Raw genomic sequence first — 18558 nt, 5'->3', positions numbered from 1 at the left:
ATGGAGCTCAAGCGCCTTCCGATCATCAACCTCTGGGACCGGATCCTGGTGCCCATCCAGGGGGACGTGACCGACGACCTCGCGGAGCAGCTGAACACCGAGGTGCTGCGGGCCATCCACGAGAGCGGGGCGAAGGGGCTGGTCATCGATCTCACGGCCGTATGGATCATGGATAGCCACCTGTGCGCGGTGCTCTCGAACCTGGCCTCCGCCGCGCGGCTCATGGGCACGCCCACGATCCTGTCCGGGCTGAGCCCGGAGATCGCGATGACGTTGCAGGCCATGGGGGTCGAGCTCGAGGCCGTGAAGACGGCGCTGACGCTCGAGCAGGCGCTCACCATGCTCGGGCTCGAGGTGCGCCGGGCCGAGGCGCGCGACGAGGACGACGACGACGACGACGACGATCTCTTCGACGACGAGGACGACGACGAGGACGACGACGACGGATGGGAGGCGGACGACCGCAGCGACTCGAGGCGCGCGCCGGCGGCCGGGCGGACGCCGCGGTCCAGCGCGAGCACCGATCGGCGGGAAAACGGCAAGAGCCGGCTCAGGCGCCGCTGATCTGACGGCCGCGTGACGGCGATGGTCCGGGTGGGCAACGCCGTGGGTCCCTGGTATGCCTCACGACCGCTCTCCGGGCGATCACCATGGACAATTTGGATTGCCTCTCCGCTCCGCCGCCCAAGCAGCGGGGGATCTTCTGCAACCGGACGCTGAACCTCCGCTCGATCAAGGCGATCGGGTACGACATGGATTACACGCTGATCCACTACCGGGTGGAGGCGTGGGAGCGTCGGGCGTATGAGCACCTCCGCCACCTGCTGGAGAGCGAGGGCTGGCCGGTCGGGGACCTGACCTTCGAGCCGGACCTCGTGATCCGGGGGCTCATCCTGGACACCGAGCTCGGCAACCTGCTCAAGGTAAACCGGTTCGGGTACGTGAAGCGGGCCTATCACGGCACCCAACCGATCGACTTCGAGACCCAGCGCGCCACCTACGCGCGGACGATCGTCGACCTCGCGGACGGGCGCTACGTCTTCCTGAACACGCTCTTCTCGCTCTCGGAAGGGTGCATGTACGCGAAGCTCGTCGACCTGCTCGATCAGCGCCGGCTTCCCGAGGTGCTCGGCTACAGCGACATCTACCGCCGCGTGAAGGATCGCCTCGACGCGACGCACATGGAGGGGCAGCTGAAGGCCGAGATCATCGCGGATCCGGAGCGGTTCGTGCTGCTCGATCCGGAGACCCCGCTCACCGTGCTCGACCAGAAGGAGGCGGGCAAGAAGCTCGTCCTGATCACGAACTCCGAGTGGGTCTACACGCACGCGATGATGAGCTACGCCTTCGATCGCTTCCTGCCGGACGGCATGACGTGGCGCGACCTGTTCGACGTGGTCATCGTGTCCGCGCGAAAGCCGGAGTTCTTCTCGAGCCGCAGCCCGCTCTTCGAGGTGGTCACGGAGGACGGCCTCCTGCGCCCGGCCGGCCGGCTGCGCGAGGGCGGGCACTACCTCGGCGGCAACGCCGGGCTCGTCGAGCATCACCTCAGGCTGTCCGGCGACGAGATCCTCTATATCGGCGATCACATCTATGGAGATGTGCACGTGTCGAAGAGCGCCCTGCGGTGGCGCACGGCGCTCATCATCCGGGAGCTCGAGGACGAGATCCTCGCCATCGAGGAGGCGCGGGGGGCCGAGGCGCGCCTCGATCTCTGGATGCGGGAGAAGGAGGACGCGGAGCGCATCTACGCCAGGCTGCGCCTGGAGCTCCAGCGGATGCGCGCCGGCTACGGGCCGGTCGTCGGGGCGACGGAGGCCGAGGTCCAGGCGAAGATGAACGAGCTCAAGGTGAGCCTCGCGGCGCTCGACGCGCGGATCGCTCCGCTCGCGAAGGCGTCGGCCGAGACGCTGAACCCGCGGTGGGGGCTGCTCCTCCGCGCGGGGAACGACAAGAGCCACCTGGCCCGGCAGATCGAGCGCTCGGCGGACATCTACACGTCCCGCGTCTCCAACTTTCTCCTGGCGACACCCCACGTGCTGCTCCGCTCGCACCGCGGGAGCCTGCCGCACGACCCCATGGGCGCGCCGCCGGGCGCCGAGCCGCAGAACGGCGAGCCCGCCCCGGTCGACGACCCGAGCCCGGTGGGGATGTAGGCGGCCGCCTCAGGCCGCGAGCCGCTGCGCGGCGCTGTCGAGGATGTCCAGGCACCCCGCCAGGCTGTCGCAGAAGAGCAGCTCGCGCCGGAGGGCGGACGCGCCGGGGAGGCCGCGGAGGTAGCCGGTCAGGTGGCGCCGCGTCACGCGCACGCCGTGCGGCTCGCCGCGCGCCTCGGTGTTCGCGAGGAGGTGCGCCCGGCACAGGGCGAGGCGCTCCTCGGCCGTCGGCGCCGGCAGCCGCGCGCCGTGGTCGAGCAGGGCCCGGGCCTCGCGGAAGACCCAGGGGTGGTCGATCGCGGCGCGGCCGACCATCACGCCGGCGCAGCCCGTCTCCCGGAACGCGCGGGCCGCGTCGTCGGCGGTCTTGATGTCGCCGTTCACCACCACGGGGATGGACACGGCCTCGCGCGCGCGGGCGGCCCAGCTCCAGTCGGCCGCGCCGCTGTGCCCCATCTGGGCCGTGCGGCAGTGGATCGTGAGCGCGGCGACGCCGGCGTCCTCGAGGCGGCGCGCCAGGTCGACGATCGGCATGTGGGACTCGGGTCCCCAGCCGATGCGCGTCTTCACGGTGACCGGGAGCGCGACCGTGCGCGTCACGAGCCGGGCCATCGCCACCATCGCCTCCGGATCGCGCAGCCAGCCCGCGCCCGCGCCGCGGCCGGCGATCTTCGGCACCCAGCAGCCGCAGTTGACGTCGAGGAACGCCGGCCCTGCCTGCTCGGCGACCTGCGCGGCCTCGGCGAGGCGCTCCGGGTTGGCGCCGTAGATCTGGATCGCCGTCGGCTGATCGTCGGCGGACAGGGCGAGCTTGCGCCGCGCGGTCTTGCACCCGCGCAGCAGCCCCTCGACGTTGACGAACTCCGTCACGCACAGCTCGGCGCCGAGCTCCCGGCAGATGCGGCGGAAGACGGCGTCCGTCACGTCCTCCATGGGCGCGAGGACGACGGGGCGGCTTTCGAACAGCCGGCGAAAGCTTTCAGGCGAGAGCGGCACGGTGGCGAGCTTTCAAGCATGGATCCGGCCGGTTGACCAGGGCGACGCCGCGACCTCCGGCGCGCCGGGCGCCGGGCCCGCCGAGCTCGGTCCCGCGCCGCGACGCGGAGGCGCGGCCGGCATTCATCACCTCGGACCTCGGGGCGTGTATGCGATCAGCGCACGAACACGGCAGGTCGGACGGCGAGCGACCTTGTTGGTATGACATCCTGGGTGGGAGACGGCGAGCGGGGCAGCCCGCCATAGTGACCGAGGAAACCAGCCGCGCCGAAGCCAGCAACGCTGGCTTGACGTTCGGCGCGGCTCTGGCGACCCTCGAGTGTCGCCATGAAGCGTGCGCTGACCAGAGAGGCTCTCCGCGCTGAGCGCTCGGCCTCGTCACGCATGCTCAGGGAGCGCGAGACCCGCCCGATCGGCGCGCCGCGGAGCGCTCTGTCCGCCCACGACACCGAGAGCGTCCGTCGCGCGGTCCGCCGCGCTTTCCGGGTCGCGCTCTGGATCTGGCCCGCGTTCACGCTCGTCGACGTGTTCATGGCGACCGTGCTGTACCCCGCGGCGCCGGTGTGGCGCTGCATCGTCATGCGCATGATCGAGCAGGCGATCGCCATCGCCGTGTACCGGCTCACGGGTCGACCGACGCTCTCGGGGCGCGTCGTGCTGCTCGGGTACGACGCGGCGTTCCTCGTCGCCGCGCTCTTCATCTCGCTCATGGCGCTCGATTTCGGCGGCTTGACCAGCACGTACATGCACGGGCTCTCCATCGTCGTGCTGCTGCGCACGGCGCTCGTGCCGGCGCCGTTCGGCAAGGCGCTCGTCGCCTCCGCGCCGATGTTCCTCGCCTTCCCGGCCGTCATGGGCATCGCCGCGATCTTCTCCCCGTCGATCCTGGCGGCGTGGCTCGACCCGACGACGCTGCTCACGGCCGCGAGCCATTACATCTTCGTCCCCTCCTCGGGGGTGATCGGGGCCCTGTCGAGCCACGTCGTCTGGGCCGCGCGGCAGCAGGTGTATCAGGCGCGCAAGCTGGGCAGGTATCGGCTCGAGGCGCCGATCGGCAAGGGGGGGATGAGCGAGGTCTGGCTCGCCTGGGACGAGACGCTCCAGCGCGGCGTCGCGCTCAAGCTCCTGAGGACCCGTGACGCGCCGGACCCGGGGTTGCTGAAGCGCTTCGAGCAGGAGGCGCACGCGGCCAGCAAGCTCAGCGATCCGCACACCATCCGGATCTTCGACTTCGGCGCGAGCGACGACGGCATCTACTACATCGCGATGGAGCACCTGCGCGGGGCGGATCTCGCCGCGATCGTGCGCAGCTATGGCCCCATGCCCGTGGCGCGCGCAGTGCGCTTCGCCCTGCAGGCCTGCCGCTCGCTCATCGAGGCGCACGAGGCCGGGATCATCCACCGGGACATCAAGCCGCAGAACCTCTTCGTCACCCGCGTCGGCGACGATCACGACTTCGTCAAGCTGCTCGACTTCGGCGTCGCGCGGATGGTGGAGGGCGACCGGGACGCCGAGCTGACCAACAGCGGCATGCTCTGCGGGACGCCCGCCTACATGGCGCCCGAGGTGTGCCGCGGCGAGCGCGCGGACGTGCGCAGCGACGTCTACTCGCTCGGCGGCACGCTCTATTTCCTCCTCACCGGCGAGCTGCCGTTCGAGGGCTCGTCGTCCGGGCAGCTCTTCGTCGCGCACATGACGAAGGCGCCCCTCGCGCCGTCGGTGCGCCGCGGCCCGGCCGTCCCCCGCGCGATCGATCGCCTCGTCCTGCGGTGCCTCGCCAAGGACCCGCGCCACCGCTTCCAGAGCGCGCGCGCGCTGTTCGACGCGCTCCTCCCGCTGCTGGACGAGTCCGCCTGGAGCGCGGCAGACGCAGAGCGCTTCTGGGTGGCCGATCGAGCGGAGAAGCTCGGCCAGATCGAGGCGCCGCCCGAGCGCGTCGCCCCGACGCGGGGCGGCTCGACGCACACCGCCTCAGCTCGATAGAGCCGGGGCGCCGCGCGGCGTCGTGCCCTGTCCTCGCTGCGCCGCCGGCCGTCCACGAAGTCGACGCCGCGCGGAAAAAATGCGTCGAAACGGTTCAGAAACACACGAGAAACTCCGATTTTTGATCTCCAGCGGTATGACGCGAGGGCCGATGCAGAGCAGGAATTGATCGGAGAGCGGCTGCTTCGACTCGCCCTGTTTCAAGGCGGCGCGCCCCGGTCTCGGTGAGGAGGACAGATGTCGACTTTGATTACCGAGTGGAATCCCGATGATGATGCGTTCTGGGAGAAGACAGGGAAGCGGATCGCCCGTCGGAACCTCATCTGGTCGATTATCGCCGAGAACATCGGCTTTTCCGTCTGGCTGCTCTGGAGCGTGACGGCCACCCGGCTCCCCAAGGTCGGCTTCAACTACACGATGGACCAGCTCTTCCTGCTGGTCGCGATCCCGGGCCTCGTCGGCGCGCTGATCCGGTTCCCTTACACGTTCGCCGTCCCGAGGTTCGGCGGGCGCAACTGGACGGTCGTCAGCGCGCTCTTGCTGCTGATTCCCGCGATCTCGCTCTCGGTGCTCGTGACGAGGCCCGACACGCCGTTCTGGCTGATGGCGATCGCGGCGGGGACCGCGGGGCTCGGCGGGGGCAACTTCGCCTCCAGCATGACGAACATCTCGTTCTTCTATCCTGACAAGAAGAAGGGGCTGGCGCTCGGGCTCAACGCCGCCGGCGGCAACGTCGGCGTCAGCAACGTGCAGCTCATCGTGCCCCTCATCATCGGGCCCGGCGCGGTCGCGACGGCGATCGGCGGGTATCACACCGAGTCGGGGATTTACCTGCAGAACGCCGGATTGATGTGGATCCCGTTCATCCTCATCTCGGCGGCCGGCGCGTATTTCTTCATGAACAACCTGGCGTCGGCGAAGTCGAATTTCAAAGATCAGCTGGCCGCCACAAAGAACAAGCACACCTGGATCATCGCCTGGCTGTACATCGGGACGTTCGGCTCGTTCATCGGCTACTCGGCGGCCCTCCCGCTCCTGCTCAAGATGCAGTTCCCCACCGTGACGCTCGAGCTCACGTTCCTGGGCGCGCTCATCGGCTCGGTGGCCCGCCCGCTGGGCGGCTACCTCGCGGACAAGATCGGCGGAGCGCGCATCACGTTCTGCAACTTCGTGGTGATGGGCCTCGCGTCGCTCGGGATCATCCACTTCCTCGACGAGAACAGCTACGCCGGGGTCGTCACGATGTTCATGGTCATGTTCATAACGACCGGCATCGGCAACGGCTCGACCTTCCGGATGGTCCCCGTCCTCTTCCGGCGCGACCACCTCCGCGCGGCGCAGGGCAGGGGCGAGGCGGCGCGCGAGGAGGCGCTGATCACCGCGCGCCGCCAGAGCGCTGCCGTCCTCGGGTTCACCTCGGCGCTCGGGGCGCTCGGCGGCTTCTTCATCCCGCGGAGCTTCGGCGCCTCGATCAAGGCGACGGGCGGGGCCTCGACGGCGCTCATGTATTTCTTCGTATTCTATCTCACCTGCATGGGGCTCACGTGGTGGTGCTACATGAGGACCCGCTTCCTCGTGAACCGCATCCCGAGCCTCGCCGAGGCCGACGCCTGATCCAGGCGTGTCCCGGGGGGGCGCGAGGGGCACGCGGGCGCCTCCGCGGCTGCTGGGCGCCCCCTGGAGCCCGAGGCTCCCTCGCGGAGGGACGAGGAAGCCTCGGTGAATCCGGACATCGCGAGGGTCTTGTCGCGCGGTCGTGAGGGCCTGGGCGCGGCGCCGTGACGAGGACCGAGCCACGGCGCCGCGTTCATCGGCCCCCGGCCGCGCCCCTGGAGCAGAGGCCGCGGCCGGCCGCGCTCCTCGCTAGATGCCGCAGAAGCCGCAGCCGCCGCCGCCCCAGCCGCCCCAGCCGCCCCAGCCGCCGAAGCCCCAGGGCCGGAAGCCCCAGCCGCCGAAGCCCCAGGGCCGGAAGCCCCCCCAGCCGCCGAAGCCCCAGGGCCGGAAGCCCCAGCCGCCGAAGCCCCAGGGCCGGAAGCCCCCCCAGCCGCCGAAGCCCCAGAAGCGTGAAGCCGCGTCCGGGTTCTCGCCGACGCTCTCCTCCTCACCGGAGCTCGTCGAGCCGAGGTCCGCCAAGCCGGGGTCTGCTGCGCTCGGGTCCTCCGGGCTCACGCCCGTCGCCGGCGCCACGCTCGACTCCTGATCTGCAGAGTCCATCTCCTCGGCCTGAGATGCCTGCTTCGCCTCATCGGTCTGGACCGTCGTGTCCTTCGTCGTCGTTTCCGACGCCATCGCCTCGGCCACGCATCCGGCCGCGGAGAGGGCCGTCGCGAGGGCGACGAGCGATGCGAACTTCGTCAATTGACTCATGTTCCCAATCTCCTGTGCACATCAATTCATATGGATGGAGTCATCGCCCATCTCGACGACGAGCGTTGACACGCGAGGACCTGAGCTTCCCCGTCGCGGGATCATGTGTGGTGTCCGGGGAGTAATGTCGATTGCCCCAGGAAGGACACCTGAGACACCATGGACGCTTTCGGCGACATCCTCCGCGGCCCATGCTCGAAGGCGGCCCTGGTGGCGCCCTGAAATACGAGCATCTCGGTCAACCGAGGTGGCGCGGCGCTCCCCGAGGCTCCGGCCCCTGAGCGAGCGCTGCGCGGCAAGCGCGGCGCGCGGAACATCCTCTCCGCGATCCCGACGCGCTCCTCGTGCTCCAGATGGACGGGTCGATCGAGCGCGCGCACCGCGCGGCCCTGGAGCTCCTAGGCTACGCGAGGGGCGAGATCCTGGAGCCGCCGGTCGAACGGGCGCCCGTGGAGGACACGGCGTCCTCGGTGATCGCGCGCCAGCGGCGGACGAACCGGATCACAGGGCCTGAAGCGCCGGACCGGGGGCGGTGATGGTATTGACGACGATGAACAGGGCGGATTGCCAGCGGCGCGCCGGACGTCGGCAACGCGAGGCCCCGGAGGGCCGGTGGTGAACCGGTCCCCGGGGCCGGCGGTGGACCCCGGCCCCGGGCTGCCAGGCCGCCCCGCGCGGGCGTTCAGGCAGCGAGCTTCGCCCGCACCGCGCCGCCCATCGCCTGGGTCGACAGCTTGCCGCCGAGGTCCGCCGTCCTGGCGCCGCCGGCGATGGCCTGCGCCACGGCGCGCTCCAGCGCGGCTGCCTCCTTGTCGAGCCGCAGCGAGTGCCGGAGCAGCATCGCGGCGCTCAGGATCGTGCCGATCGGGTTGGCGAGCCCCTTGCCGGCGATGTCGGGCGCCGAGCCATGGATCGGCTCGTAGACGCCGCGCGTGCCGTCGCCCAGCGACGCGCTCGGACAGAGCCCCAGCGAGCCGGCCAGCACGGCGGCCTCGTCGGTCAGGATGTCGCCGAACATGTTCTCGGTGACGATGACGTCGAACGCCGACGCGGACGTGATGAGCCGCATCGCGCACGAGTCGACGAGCTGGTGCTCGATGCGGATCTCCGGGTGACGCGCGGCGACCTCGGTCGCGACCGTGCGCCAGAGCCGCGACGACTCGAGGACGTTCGCCTTGTCGACCGACGTGACGAGGCGCCTGCGCGACGACGCGAGGCGGAAGGCGAGCTCGACGACGCGCTGGATCTCCTCGTCCGTGTACTCGAGCGTGTCGACCGCGCGCCTGCGCCCGTTCACCTCCTCGCGGAGGCGCGGCTTGCCGAAGTAGAGCCCGCCCGTGAGCTCCCGGACGACCAGGATGTCGACGTCCGCGAGCCGCTCCGCCTTGAGCGGGGAGGCCTGGATGAGCTCCGGGAACAGGCGGATCGGCCGCAGGTTCGCGTACAGACCGAGGCCCTGGCGCAGCGCGAGCAGCCCCTGCTCGGGGCGGACGCTCGCGCTCGGGTTGTCCCACTTGGGGCCGCCGACCGCGCCGAGGAGGACGGCATCCGCCGCGCGGCACGCGTCGAGCGTCTCCGGCGTGAGCGCGGTGCCGGTGGCGTCGATGGCGCACCCGCCGATGAGGTGCTCCGAGTAGGTGAAGCTGTGGCCGAACTGGGAGGCGACAGCATCGAGGGTGGCGCGGGCTTCGGCGACCACTTCGGTGCCGATGCCGTCGCCGGGCAAAAGAACGATATTGGCCTTCATGCGACCTCGCTGGCAGGCAACGTGGATGTGTACTGCTCTGGCTCTCTCGCTGCGAGCGTGAGCCCATACTCGATCCCGTCCGCGAGCGCATGCCAGGAAGCGTCGATGATGTTCATCGAGGCGCCGACGGTGCTCCACTGGCGCTGCGCGTCGCGGCTGTCGATGAGCACGCGCGTCGTCGCCGAGGTGCCGTCGCGCCCGTCGAGGATGCGGACCTTGTAGTCGACGAGCTGGATGTCGCGCACGGCCGGGAACACGGGCGCGAGCGCCTTGCGGAGCGCGCCGTCGAGCGCGTTGACGGGGCCGGACCCCTCGGCCGCCGTGATCACCACCTCGTCGCCGACCGCGATCTTGATCATGGCCTCGGCGAAGGTGCCGACGCCCTCGCGCTGGCCCGCGGTGACCTTGAAATCGAGCAGCCGGAACGGCGGCTTGTAGCCGGGCGAGCTCCGGTGGAGCAGGAGCGCGACCGACGCCTCGGCCGCCTCGAACGAGGAGCCGCGCGCCTCGCGCTCCTTGATCTGCTCGAGCACCTCCACCTCGGCGCCGATCGGCACCTGGAGCCCGAACTCCTCGGCCTTGCTGAGGAGGTTGCCGCGGCCCGACAGCTCGCTCACCACGGTGCGCATCGCGTTGCCGACGAGCGCGGGGTCGACGTGCTGGTAGGACGCGGGCTCGCGCCGCATGGCCGCGACGTGCACGCCGCCCTTGTGCGCGAAGGCGCTCCGGCCGACGTAGGCCATGTGATCGTCGGGGGCGAGGTTCGCCACCTCGGCGACGTAGTGCGAGAGCTCGGTGATCCCGCCGAGCGCCCCCTCCGGCAGCGCCCGGAGGCCGAGCTTCAGCTCGACGTTCGGGATGATCGCGCAGAGGTTCGCGTTCCCGCAGCGCTCGCCGTAGCCGTTGATCGTGCCCTGGACGTGGCGGGCGCCCGCCCGCACGGCGGCGAGCGAGTTGGCGACCGCGCACTCACCGTCGTTGTGCGCGTGGACGCCGAGCGGGTGGTCGAGCAGCGCCTTGATCTCGGCGACCACCGCCTCGATCTGCCACGGCATCGAGCCGCCGTTCGTGTCGCAGAGCGTGAGCACCTCGGCCCCGCCGCGCACCGCGGCGCGCAGCGTCTCGGTCGCGTACGACCGGTCGAGCGCGAACCCGTCGAAGAAGTGCTCGGCGTCGTAGATCACGCGGCGGCCGTGCGCCCGCAGGAAGGCGACGGTCTCCTCGATCATCCGGAGGTTCTCGTCGAGCGTCGTGCGCAGCACCCCCGTCACGTGCTGGGTCGAGCTCTTGCCGAAGATCGTGCAGACGCTCGTCCCGGCGGCGAGGAGCGCGCGCAGCCCGGCGTCGTCCTCGGGCGCGAGCGATGCCCGGCGCGTCGAGCCGAACGCGGCGATCTTCGCGTGCTTCCACTCGATGTCCTTCGCCTGCTCGAAGAACTGCGCGTCCTTCGGGTTCGAGCCGGGCCAGCCGCCCTCGATGAAGGTCAGGCCGAACGCGTCGAGGTGGCGCGCGATCTGCAGCTTGTCCTCGCACGCGAGCGAGATGCCCTCGCGCTGGGTGCCGTCCCGTAGGGTGGTATCGTAGATGTCGACGCGGTCCGTGGGGCGGGCGCCCTGCTCCGCGCCGTTGAGAGGCGGATTCATAAGGTTCAACTTCCTTGTGCAGCGAGAGCAGGTCGCCGAGCTCGTCGGGCCCTCGCGGGGGCCCTCCGCGCTCCGCTCATCGACCTACCTCGCGCTCTCGACGGCGGCGCCGTGGCCGCTCTGGTTGCTCTCGTTGCTCTCGGACGCCGCCGCGTCGTCCCTGGGCTCGACGCCGTAGGTCGCGAGCAGCCGGTTCAGGGCGGTGAGGTACGCCGTCGCGCTCGCGACAAGGATGTCGGTGTCGGCGCCGTGGCCGTGGAAGACCCGCGGCGCGGCGTCGTGCTGCGGGTGCCGCTTGCCCGACGTCGCGTCCGCCCGGACCCGGACGCTCACCTCGCCGAGCGCGTCGATCCCCTCGGTCACCGCGTGCACGGAGAACTCGAGGAGGCTGCTCGGCACGCGGACGATCTCGTCGATCGCCCGGTAGGCGGCGTCCACCGGCCCGGTGCCGATCGCGGCGCGGACGTGCAGCGCCCCGTCCGGCCCGCGGAGGCGGACCGTGGCCGTGGGCATCCCGGTCGTCCCGCAGGCGACCTGGAGCGCGTCGAGCGTGTAGAGCTCGGGGCCCTGCGCCCGCGTGGTCGAGACGATCGCCTCGATGTCGGGATCGGTGACGTGCTTCTTCTTGTCGGCGAGCGCCTTGAAGCTGGCGAACGCCGCCGCGAGCTGGGCCTCGTCCAGGTGGTAGCCGAGCTCCTCGAGCCGGTTCCTGAGCGCGTGCCTGCCCGAGTGCTTGCCGAGGACGAGCCGGGTCTGCGTCACCCCGACCATCTCCGGCCGCATGATCTCGTAGGTCTCCTGGTGCTTCAGCATCCCGTCCTGGTGGATGCCCGACTCGTGCGCGAAGGCGTTGGCGCCGACGATCGCCTTGTTCGGCTGGACGTTGAAGCCCGTGGCCGCGCTGACGAGCCGGCTCACGGTGGCGATCTGGGTCGTGTCGATGCCGGTGCGCAGCCCGAAGATGGCCCGGCGCGTCGCGAGCGCCATGACGACCTCCTCGAGCGCGGTGTTGCCCGCGCGTTCGCCGATGCCGTTGATGGTCACCTCGGCCTGGCGCGCGCCCGCGCGGATGCCCTCCAGCGCGTTGGCCGTCGCGAGCCCGAGGTCGTTGTGGCAGTGCACCGAGATGATGGCGCGCTCGATGCCCGGAACGTTCTTGCGGATCCCGGCGATGAGCGCGCCGAACTCGCTCGGCATGGTGTAGCCGACCGTGTCCGGGATGTTGAGCGTGGTGGCCCCCGCGGCGATCGCGGCCTCGAGCACCTGGTAGAGGAACTCGGGCTCGCTCCGGCCGGCGTCCTCGGGGCTGAACTCCACGTCGGCGCAGAGGTCGCGCGCGTACGCGACCATGGCCCGCACGCGGTCGAGCACCTCGACCCGGCTCATCCGGAGCTTGTGCTTGAGGTGGATGTCGCTCGTGGCGAGGAAGGTGTGGATCCGCGGGTGCGCGGCTCGCTTGACGCCCTCCCACGCCTTGTCGATGTCGACCTTCGTGGCGCGGGCGAGCGCGCAGATGGTCGGCGGGGTCGCGGCGGGCCGGCCGGGGAGCGCGGCCGCGCCCACGCGCTCGGCGATCGTCTGGACGGCGAGCAGGTCGTCGGGGGAAGCGGCGGGGAAGCCCGTCTCGATGACGTCGACGCCGAGCTTCGCCAGCGCGAGCGCGATCTCGAGCTTCTCCGAGGACGTCATCGTCGCGCCCGGCGACTGCTCGCCGTCTCGCAGCGTGGTGTCGAAGATGCGCACGTAATCGGACTGGGGCATCGCTTGATTCGCAATCATCTCAGGCATGGTGTCCTCCGCCGCCTCCCACGAGTGGAGAGGCTCAGTCGCCGGGCTTGATGGTGACGGGGTCGATGAACGGCATCATCTTGCGCAGGTTGGCCCCCACGACCTCGAGCCGCTGCTCCCGCTCCTTGGCCCGCGTCGCCTCGAAGTTCGGCCGGCCCTCCTCGTTCTCCGCGATCCACTTGCGGGCGAACTCGCCGCTCTGGATCTCGGCGAGGATGCGCTTCATCTCCTCGCGCGTCTTGTCGGTGATGACGCGCGGGCCGGAGACGTAGTCGCCCTGCTCGGCGGTGTCGCTGATCGAGTACCGCATGTAGTTGAGGCCGCCGCGGTACATGAGGTCGACGATCAGCTTGAGCTCGTGCAGACACTCGAAGTACGCGATCTCCGGCTGGTAACCGGCGTTCACGAGCGTCTCGAACCCGGCCTTCACGAGCTCGCTCGCGCCGCCGCAGAGCACCGCCTGCTCGCCGAAGAGGTCGGTCTCGGTCTCCTCCGCGAACGTCGTGCAGAGCACCCCGGCGCGCGTCGCGCCGATGCCCTTCGCGTAGGCGAGCGCCTGCGCCTCCGCCTTGCCGCTCGCGTCCTGGTGGACGGCGAGCAGGGCGGGGACGCCGCCGCCGGCCTCGTACGTCTCGCGCACCCGGTGCCCGGGGCCCTTCGGGGCGATCATCGAGACGTCGACCGACGCGGGGGGCGTGATCGTGTTGAAGCGGATGTTGAACCCGTGCGCGAACATGAGCGTCTTGCCCGGGCCGAGGTGCGGCGCGATCTGCTCGTTGTAGATGCGCGCCTGCGACGTGTCGGGCGCGAGGATCATGATGATGTCGGCGGCCTTCGCGGCCTCGGACACCGTGGCCACCTGCAGCCCCGCGGCCTGCGCCTTGGGCCGGCTCTTGCTGCCCTCGGGCAGGGCGACGATCACCGTGGCGCCGCTGTCGTGCAGGTTCAGCGCGTGCGCGTGCCCCTGGGAGCCATAGCCTACGATCGCGATCTTCTTGCTCTGGATGAGCGATAGATCTGCGTCGTTATCATAGAAAATTTTAGCCATCGCAATCTCCTTCAACAGGGACCGCACCTCGCGGCTCCCTTCCTTCACGTCGTCAGGCGGCGCCGCTGTCGGCCGAGCGCGCAGGGATCGAGTCGAACCTGGCCTCCGCCTCCTCTGCGCCGCGGGTCATCACGATCATCCCCGTCCGCACCATCTCGATGATCCCGAACGGGCGGAGCACGTCGAGCAGGCCCTCGATCTTGTCGCCGGTCCCGGTGATCTCGATGGTCAGCGCCTCGGGGGCGACATCGACGGTGCGCGCGCGGAACACCTCGCAGAGCTGGAGCACCTGCGCCCGGGTCGTCGCGTTCGCCTTCACCTTGATCAGCGCCAGATCGCGCGCGACCGAGGCGGTGTGGGTGACGTCCCGGACCCAGAGGGTGTTGACCAGCTTGTACAGGTTCGCCTCGATGCGGCGCGCCCCGTCCCCGTCCGCCTCGAGGACGAGGGTCAGGCGCGAGATCCCGGCGATGTGGGTGCGCCCGACGCTCAGCGACTCGATGTTGTAGGCGCGGCGCCGGAAGAGGGACGCCACTCGGTTGAGCACGCCGGGGCGGTCTTCGACGTAAGCGATGAACGTGCGCAGGATGGGTCGATCCATGGATGCCTCTCGAAAGTCCCTCTTGTCAGTGGTGCGCGCAGCCAAGGCCGCAGCGCGTTCGGACGCGCGCCGCCCGTCCGACGTGGGCGACGGGGGCGCCGGACGGGCGCTCGGGGCGCGCGCCTCTACCGGTGCGTTCACGGGTCCTCCCCGGTCTCCACGATGGGGCTCGGGCGACGGATCATGTCGTTCAGGTCGGCGCCGGCGGGCACCATCGGATAGACGCTGTCCTCCTGCTCGACGCGGAAGTCGACGACCACGGTGCCCGGCGTCGCCCGGGCGCGCTCCACCGCGCCCGCGATCTCCTCGCGCTTCGTGACGCGGATGCCGGTCAGCCCGTGGGCCTCGGCGAGCTTCACGAAGTCCGGGCTGCGCATCGGGGTCGCCGAGTAGCGCCGGTTGTAGAAGAACTCCTGCCACTGGCGCACCATGCCGAGGTAGCCGTTGTTGATGATGGCCACGTGGACCTTGATGCCCTCCTGCGCACAGGTCGAGAGCTCGCACGCGGTCATCTGGAAGCCGCCGTCGCCCACGACCACCCAGATCTCGTCGTCCGACTTCGCGAAGCGCGCGCCGATCGCCGCCGGCAGGGCGAAGCCCATCGTGCCGAGCCCGCCGGAGGTGATGAGCTTCCGCGGGTGATCGTGCTTGTAGTACTGCGCTTCCCACATCTGGTGCTGGCCGACGTCGGTTACCACAAGCGCCTTGCCGTCGGTGAGCCGCCAGAGGTCGTGCAGCACGTGCGCTGCGTACAGTTTGTCGTGGTACGGCAATTGTTGAATGTCACGGACCGCCGAGTCGCCCTTCAGCACGCTGATGCGCTCGATCCACTCGCTCCGGTTGCGCTGCTTGCACCCGGGGATGAGCGACAGGAGCGTGTCCCGGACGTCGCCGACGAGGCCGACGTCGACCTTGACATTCTTGTTGATCTCGGACCGGTCGATCTCGACGTGGATCTTCTTCGCCTTCACGGCGTAGGTCTTGAGGTTGCCGGTCACGCGGTCGTCGAAGCGCATCCCGAGCGCGATGAGGAGGTCGGCCTCCTGGATGGCGTTGTTCACCCACGCCTCGCCGTGCATCCCCATCATGCCGAGGCTGAGGGGGTGCGTCGCCGGGAAGCCGCCGAGGCCGAGCAGCGTGGACGCGACGGGGATGCCCGCCTTCTCCACGAAGGAGAGCAGCTCGCGCGTCGCCTCCGCCCTGACGATGCCCTGACCGGCCAGGATGAGCGGCCGCTCGGCGTCGTCGATGAGCTCGATCGCCTTCTCGATCTCCGTCTGGACGGCTTGCTGCGAGGGGCGGTAGCCGGGCAGGCGGACCTCGTCCTTCGGCGGCTCGAAGTCCATCGACGCCTGCTGGGCGTCCTTGGTGATGTCGACGAGCACCGGGCCCGGGCGGCCCGAGCGCGCGATGTAGAACGCCTCGCGGATGGCGGGGGCGATGTCCTGGACCTCGGTCACGAGGTAGTTGTGCTTGGTGATCGGGAGGGTGACGCCCGTGATGTCGGTCTCCTGGAAGGCGTCGGTCCCGAGCAGCTTCGAGGGGACCTGCCCGGTGATACAGACGATCGGCGAGGAGTCGAGCATCGCCGTCGCGATCCCGGTGACGAGGTTCGTCGCGCCGGGCCCCGAGGTGGCGATCGCCACGCCGACCTTGCCCGAGGCGCGGGCGTAGCCGTCCGCCATGTGCGCCGCGCCCTGCTCGTGCCGGACGAGCACATGGCGGATCGGGTAGCCGAGGATCGTGTCGTAGGCGGGCATGATCGCGCCGCCCGGATAACCAAAGACCACGTCCACGCCTTCGCGGACGAGGACTTCCCAGATAATCTGTGCACCGGTTCGTTTCATATTCCTGACTCCGATCGAGTCACGCTGGTGAAGGTGGCGCCCGGGGGCGCCTTGGCCGCGGGGTTCTGCCGTCTCTTAAGAGGCCCGGCGAGTTAGGCGATCGCGCGCTGCAGGTCCTCCCGGGGGCCGTCGCCGCTCGTCTCCTCGCGGCGGATGGCCTCGAGCACCCTGCGCGCGTCGTCGAGCGACACGACGCGCGAGAAGCCCGGGGCGCCCGCGTGGAGGTCCGAGCCGGATCGCGTGGAGGGCGGGTCGGAGTGGAACTCGAACGAGGCCTCGGCCGCGCCGTCCGGGCGCGCGCCCTTCAGGTGCGTCGAGGAGCGCTGGGGCGCCCGGGCGGCGCCGCCGCCGGCGCGCGCGCGGATCCCGTCGACGAGCGCCTCGAGCTCCTCGCGCACGGCGCCCGACGCGACGGGCATCCCACAGCCCGCGGCGACGAGCTCCGCGAGCTCCGCGATGCGCTGGCCAACGGCCTCGCTCGAGGCGTCCTCGCGATTCTTCCTCGAATGTTCCTTGCTCACCTGATCCTCCTTGACGACGGCTGCTCTTCGTGAACCCACAGGCCAGAAAAAGGAAAGCCCCCGGACCTTCTCGGTGCGGGGGCCTATCTCCATGCTGCTTCAGCTCAGAGCGGCGGCCCGCACCCGTTCCCGACGCGAATCAGCCCGACGATGTCGGTTAGGCTGACGAGCGCAGGAATGGTTAGGCCCGCTAGGAGCCCGACGGACACGCCGCCCTCGACGACGAGCGAACGGGCCGCCGAGGACGCCGTCGAAGCGCGGTGCACCAGCTTCACAGCGGGGATCCCATCGCCGGAGGCGCGGGCGCTGGCGGTGCATGTCGACTTCTGCATAGCGTGAGTGTCTCTACCTTGCAGAGCTGCTGCGTCGCGTCAAGCTGTTTCTTTACAGATCGCTTGTTTCGGCGGCATTTCGAGACGTTTTTTGTTCGAGCAATGCCTGCAAGAAGCGCGCGATGTTCCGCGCGAACGGTCGCCGTCCGGGTCGTTCGATCTCGTTCCGGCTCGTTCCGTTTCGCTCAGTTTCGTTCAGTCGCTCATCGCCGCGTCTCTCGAGCGGCGATGTCCGCGACGGAGACGCGCGCGGTGTGCAGGGAAGCGTCGCTCGATCGCGACGCCGAGCGGGTCGCGCGAGGCGCACCGTGCGCATCGGGCGCATCGCGCGGAGCGCGCAGAGGCGAGCGGAGGCCGGAGCGCCGGGGGGAGGTGTGCGCAAACGCCGGACCTCGGCTCGTGCGCGCCCGCGGTGCGGAGTGCTGCCTTGAACCGACTGCCGACGGATCGCGCGACGCCACCATGGATCCGCCATGCAAGCGCATCGCGTTGCGCAGGCGTGCCCTGCCAGTCGAACGATCTCGCCCTGCTGCCGCCGGCGCCGACGCGCGGGCTCTTCCGCCGCGGTCGGGCTCCTCGCGCTGTGCAGCGCCTCGACCGGCGCCGCCGAGGATCGCGTCGACGCCGTGCGACGAGCGGACGTCGCGGCGCTCGCGAGCGCGCAGTCCGCGCGGCCCGCGCAGCCCACGCGGCCGGTGGCGCCTGCGCCCCCGCACCGCGGGCCGGAGCGCCGTGGCGCCGCGGCGCCACGGGCGCAAGCGACGGCGGCCGCCAACCTCGGCACGTTCATCGAGCTCCGGAACGATTACGTCTCGCGCGGCAGCAGCGGCTTCTTCAACGCCGCGGTGCTGCGGGGCGATTACGCCTTCAACAGGAGCTTCTCGCTGCGCGCGGACGTGCCGCTCGCGTACGCGGGCGGGCTCGAGGGACAGCGCGACGTGGGGCTCGGCGACGTCCTGATCCGGCCGCTCGTCCGCGCGATCGCCACACCGCGGTTCGCGCTCGTCCTCGGCTCGGATCTCGTCCTCGACTCGGCGACGCGCCGCGCGCTGGGCGCGGGCAAGAACCAGGTCGCGCCCCTCGTCCAGGCGTACGTCCGCGTGGCGCGGCCCGCGCGGCTGGGGCTGCAGCTGCAGCACGCGGTGTCGTTCGGCGGCGATCCGCGGCGGGACGACATCCAGACGTCGGTGGTGCGGCCCTTCGCGATCATCGAGCTGCCGCGCGGGTTCTGGGTGGGGCCGGACCAGAGCTTCCATTTCAACCACCGCGGCGCGCCCCGCGTCGTGTCGACGAGCGTGCTGGAGGTCGGCGCAGAGCTCAGCGAGCGCGTGCAGGTGTACGTCGATCCGGGCATCCAGATCGACAGCCGCGGCGCGGTCGGCTGGCTGGTGACCGGGGCCGTGCGGTGGGCCTTCCCGCAGCGGGCGCGGGGACACGCGGTCGCGTCCGCGCCGGCGCAGGGCGCGGCCGCAGCGGGGACCGCCGCGGGCGAGTAGGCGGGCGGCGGTCGTCCGCGCGCGCCGGCCGCG

The 18558-nt window shown here is 70.6% G+C and carries 15 protein-coding genes; 6 read left to right on the top strand and 9 right to left on the bottom strand.

Annotated features, from left to right (window positions below; translation table 11 throughout):
- Both WMF28_RS18340 and WMF28_RS18335 read left to right on the top strand, forming a co-directional pair.
- Complete coding sequence (locus WMF28_RS18340; protein WP_437603537.1) at window positions 1-564, top strand: STAS domain-containing protein; 564 nt, start codon at window positions 1-3, stop codon at window positions 562-564.
- Between the two features lie 86 nt (window positions 565-650).
- On the top strand, window positions 651-2156 hold the full coding sequence (locus WMF28_RS18335; protein WP_437603536.1) for an HAD-IG family 5'-nucleotidase: 1506 nt from the start codon (window positions 651-653) through the stop codon (window positions 2154-2156).
- A gap of 9 nt (window positions 2157-2165) precedes the next feature.
- Here the strand turns inward: WMF28_RS18335 and dusB are convergent, their stop codons facing one another.
- The gene (gene dusB / locus WMF28_RS18330) at window positions 2166-3152 is read right to left on the bottom strand and encodes a tRNA dihydrouridine synthase DusB (RefSeq protein ID WP_437603535.1); all 987 of its coding nucleotides are present in this window, start codon (window positions 3150-3152) and stop codon (window positions 2166-2168) included.
- Window positions 3153-3536: 384 nt separating this feature from the next.
- On the opposite strand from dusB, the gene WMF28_RS18325 reads away from it, so the two are divergent.
- Together WMF28_RS18325 and WMF28_RS18320 are read left to right on the top strand one after the other, a co-directional pair.
- Window positions 3537-5135, top strand: a complete 1599-nt coding sequence (locus WMF28_RS18325) for a serine/threonine-protein kinase (protein WP_437603534.1) — start codon at window positions 3537-3539, stop codon at window positions 5133-5135.
- Window positions 5136-5372: 237 nt separating this feature from the next.
- On the top strand, window positions 5373-6749 hold the full coding sequence (locus tag WMF28_RS18320) for an MFS transporter (RefSeq protein WP_437603533.1): 1377 nt from the start codon (window positions 5373-5375) through the stop codon (window positions 6747-6749).
- 249 nt (window positions 6750-6998) lie between these two features.
- Here the strand turns inward: WMF28_RS18320 and WMF28_RS18315 are convergent, their stop codons facing one another.
- A complete protein-coding gene (locus tag WMF28_RS18315) occupies window positions 6999-7502 on the bottom strand; it encodes a hypothetical protein (RefSeq protein ID WP_437603532.1) in 504 nt (167 codons plus the stop codon).
- A gap of 344 nt (window positions 7503-7846) precedes the next feature.
- Here WMF28_RS18315 and WMF28_RS18310 point away from each other — a divergent pair, with 344 nt between their 5' ends.
- Complete coding sequence (locus WMF28_RS18310) at window positions 7847-8038, top strand: hypothetical protein (RefSeq protein WP_437603531.1); 192 nt, start codon at window positions 7847-7849, stop codon at window positions 8036-8038.
- Window positions 8039-8184: 146 nt separating this feature from the next.
- Here the strand turns inward: WMF28_RS18310 and leuB are convergent, their stop codons facing one another.
- From leuB to WMF28_RS18275, 7 genes are all read right to left on the bottom strand, one after another.
- Window positions 8185-9249, bottom strand: a complete 1065-nt coding sequence (gene leuB, locus WMF28_RS18305) for a 3-isopropylmalate dehydrogenase (protein ID WP_437603530.1) — start codon at window positions 9247-9249, stop codon at window positions 8185-8187.
- Window positions 9246-10892 (bottom strand): citramalate synthase, encoded by a 1647-nt coding sequence (gene cimA / locus WMF28_RS18300; protein ID WP_437603529.1) that lies wholly within the window; start codon window positions 10890-10892, stop codon window positions 9246-9248. Before cimA ends, leuB begins: the two co-directional genes overlap by 4 nt.
- Window positions 10893-10976: 84 nt before the next feature.
- Window positions 10977-12680, bottom strand: coding sequence for a 2-isopropylmalate synthase (locus tag WMF28_RS18295; protein WP_437603528.1), 1704 nt, complete (start codon window positions 12678-12680; stop codon window positions 10977-10979).
- 34 nt (window positions 12681-12714) lie between these two features.
- Entirely contained in the window at window positions 12715-13728 is a 1014-nt protein-coding gene (ilvC, locus tag WMF28_RS18290; protein WP_437603527.1) for a ketol-acid reductoisomerase, read from the bottom strand.
- 52 nt (window positions 13729-13780) lie between these two features.
- Window positions 13781-14329: an acetolactate synthase small subunit gene (gene ilvN, locus WMF28_RS18285; RefSeq protein ID WP_437603526.1), complete on the bottom strand. Its 549-nt coding sequence runs from the start codon at window positions 14327-14329 to the stop codon at window positions 13781-13783.
- 137 nt (window positions 14330-14466) lie between these two features.
- Window positions 14467-16176 (bottom strand): biosynthetic-type acetolactate synthase large subunit, encoded by a 1710-nt coding sequence (ilvB, locus tag WMF28_RS18280; protein ID WP_437603525.1) that lies wholly within the window; start codon window positions 16174-16176, stop codon window positions 14467-14469.
- Between the two features lie 92 nt (window positions 16177-16268).
- Window positions 16269-16697 (bottom strand): hypothetical protein, encoded by a 429-nt coding sequence (locus WMF28_RS18275; protein ID WP_437603524.1) that lies wholly within the window; start codon window positions 16695-16697, stop codon window positions 16269-16271.
- Between the two features lie 805 nt (window positions 16698-17502).
- On the opposite strand from WMF28_RS18275, the gene WMF28_RS18270 reads away from it, so the two are divergent.
- Complete coding sequence (locus WMF28_RS18270; protein WP_437603523.1) at window positions 17503-18525, top strand: hypothetical protein; 1023 nt, start codon at window positions 17503-17505, stop codon at window positions 18523-18525.
- Window positions 18526-18558 lie beyond the last annotated feature (33 nt).

The sequence above is a fragment of the Sorangium sp. So ce590 genome (assembly GCF_051521365.1).
Classification (GTDB): Bacteria; Myxococcota_A; Polyangia; order Polyangiales; family Polyangiaceae; genus Sorangium.
Note: the sequence above shows the minus strand (reverse complement) of the source record. Positions and strands in the feature narration are given on the sequence as shown.

Coding starts and splice junctions, on each gene's coding strand:
- WMF28_RS18325 (WP_437603534.1), top strand. CDS start 3,537: ATGCTCAGGGAGCGCGAGACCCGCCCGATCGGCGCGCCGCGGAGCGCT.
- ilvN (WP_437603526.1), bottom strand. CDS start 14,329: ATGGATCGACCCATCCTGCGCACGTTCATCGCTTACGTCGAAGACCGC.
- WMF28_RS18315 (WP_437603532.1), bottom strand. CDS start 7,502: ATGAGTCAATTGACGAAGTTCGCATCGCTCGTCGCCCTCGCGACGGCC.
- WMF28_RS18340 (WP_437603537.1), top strand. CDS start 1: ATGGAGCTCAAGCGCCTTCCGATCATCAACCTCTGGGACCGGATCCTG.
- leuB (WP_437603530.1), bottom strand. CDS start 9,249: ATGAAGGCCAATATCGTTCTTTTGCCCGGCGACGGCATCGGCACCGAA.
- WMF28_RS18295 (WP_437603528.1), bottom strand. CDS start 12,680: ATGCCTGAGATGATTGCGAATCAAGCGATGCCCCAGTCCGATTACGTG.
- cimA (WP_437603529.1), bottom strand. CDS start 10,892: ATGAATCCGCCTCTCAACGGCGCGGAGCAGGGCGCCCGCCCCACGGAC.
- ilvB (WP_437603525.1), bottom strand. CDS start 16,176: ATGAAACGAACCGGTGCACAGATTATCTGGGAAGTCCTCGTCCGCGAA.
- WMF28_RS18320 (WP_437603533.1), top strand. CDS start 5,373: ATGTCGACTTTGATTACCGAGTGGAATCCCGATGATGATGCGTTCTGG.
- WMF28_RS18270 (WP_437603523.1), top strand. CDS start 17,503: ATGCAAGCGCATCGCGTTGCGCAGGCGTGCCCTGCCAGTCGAACGATC.
- ilvC (WP_437603527.1), bottom strand. CDS start 13,728: ATGGCTAAAATTTTCTATGATAACGACGCAGATCTATCGCTCATCCAG.
- WMF28_RS18335 (WP_437603536.1), top strand. CDS start 651: ATGGACAATTTGGATTGCCTCTCCGCTCCGCCGCCCAAGCAGCGGGGG.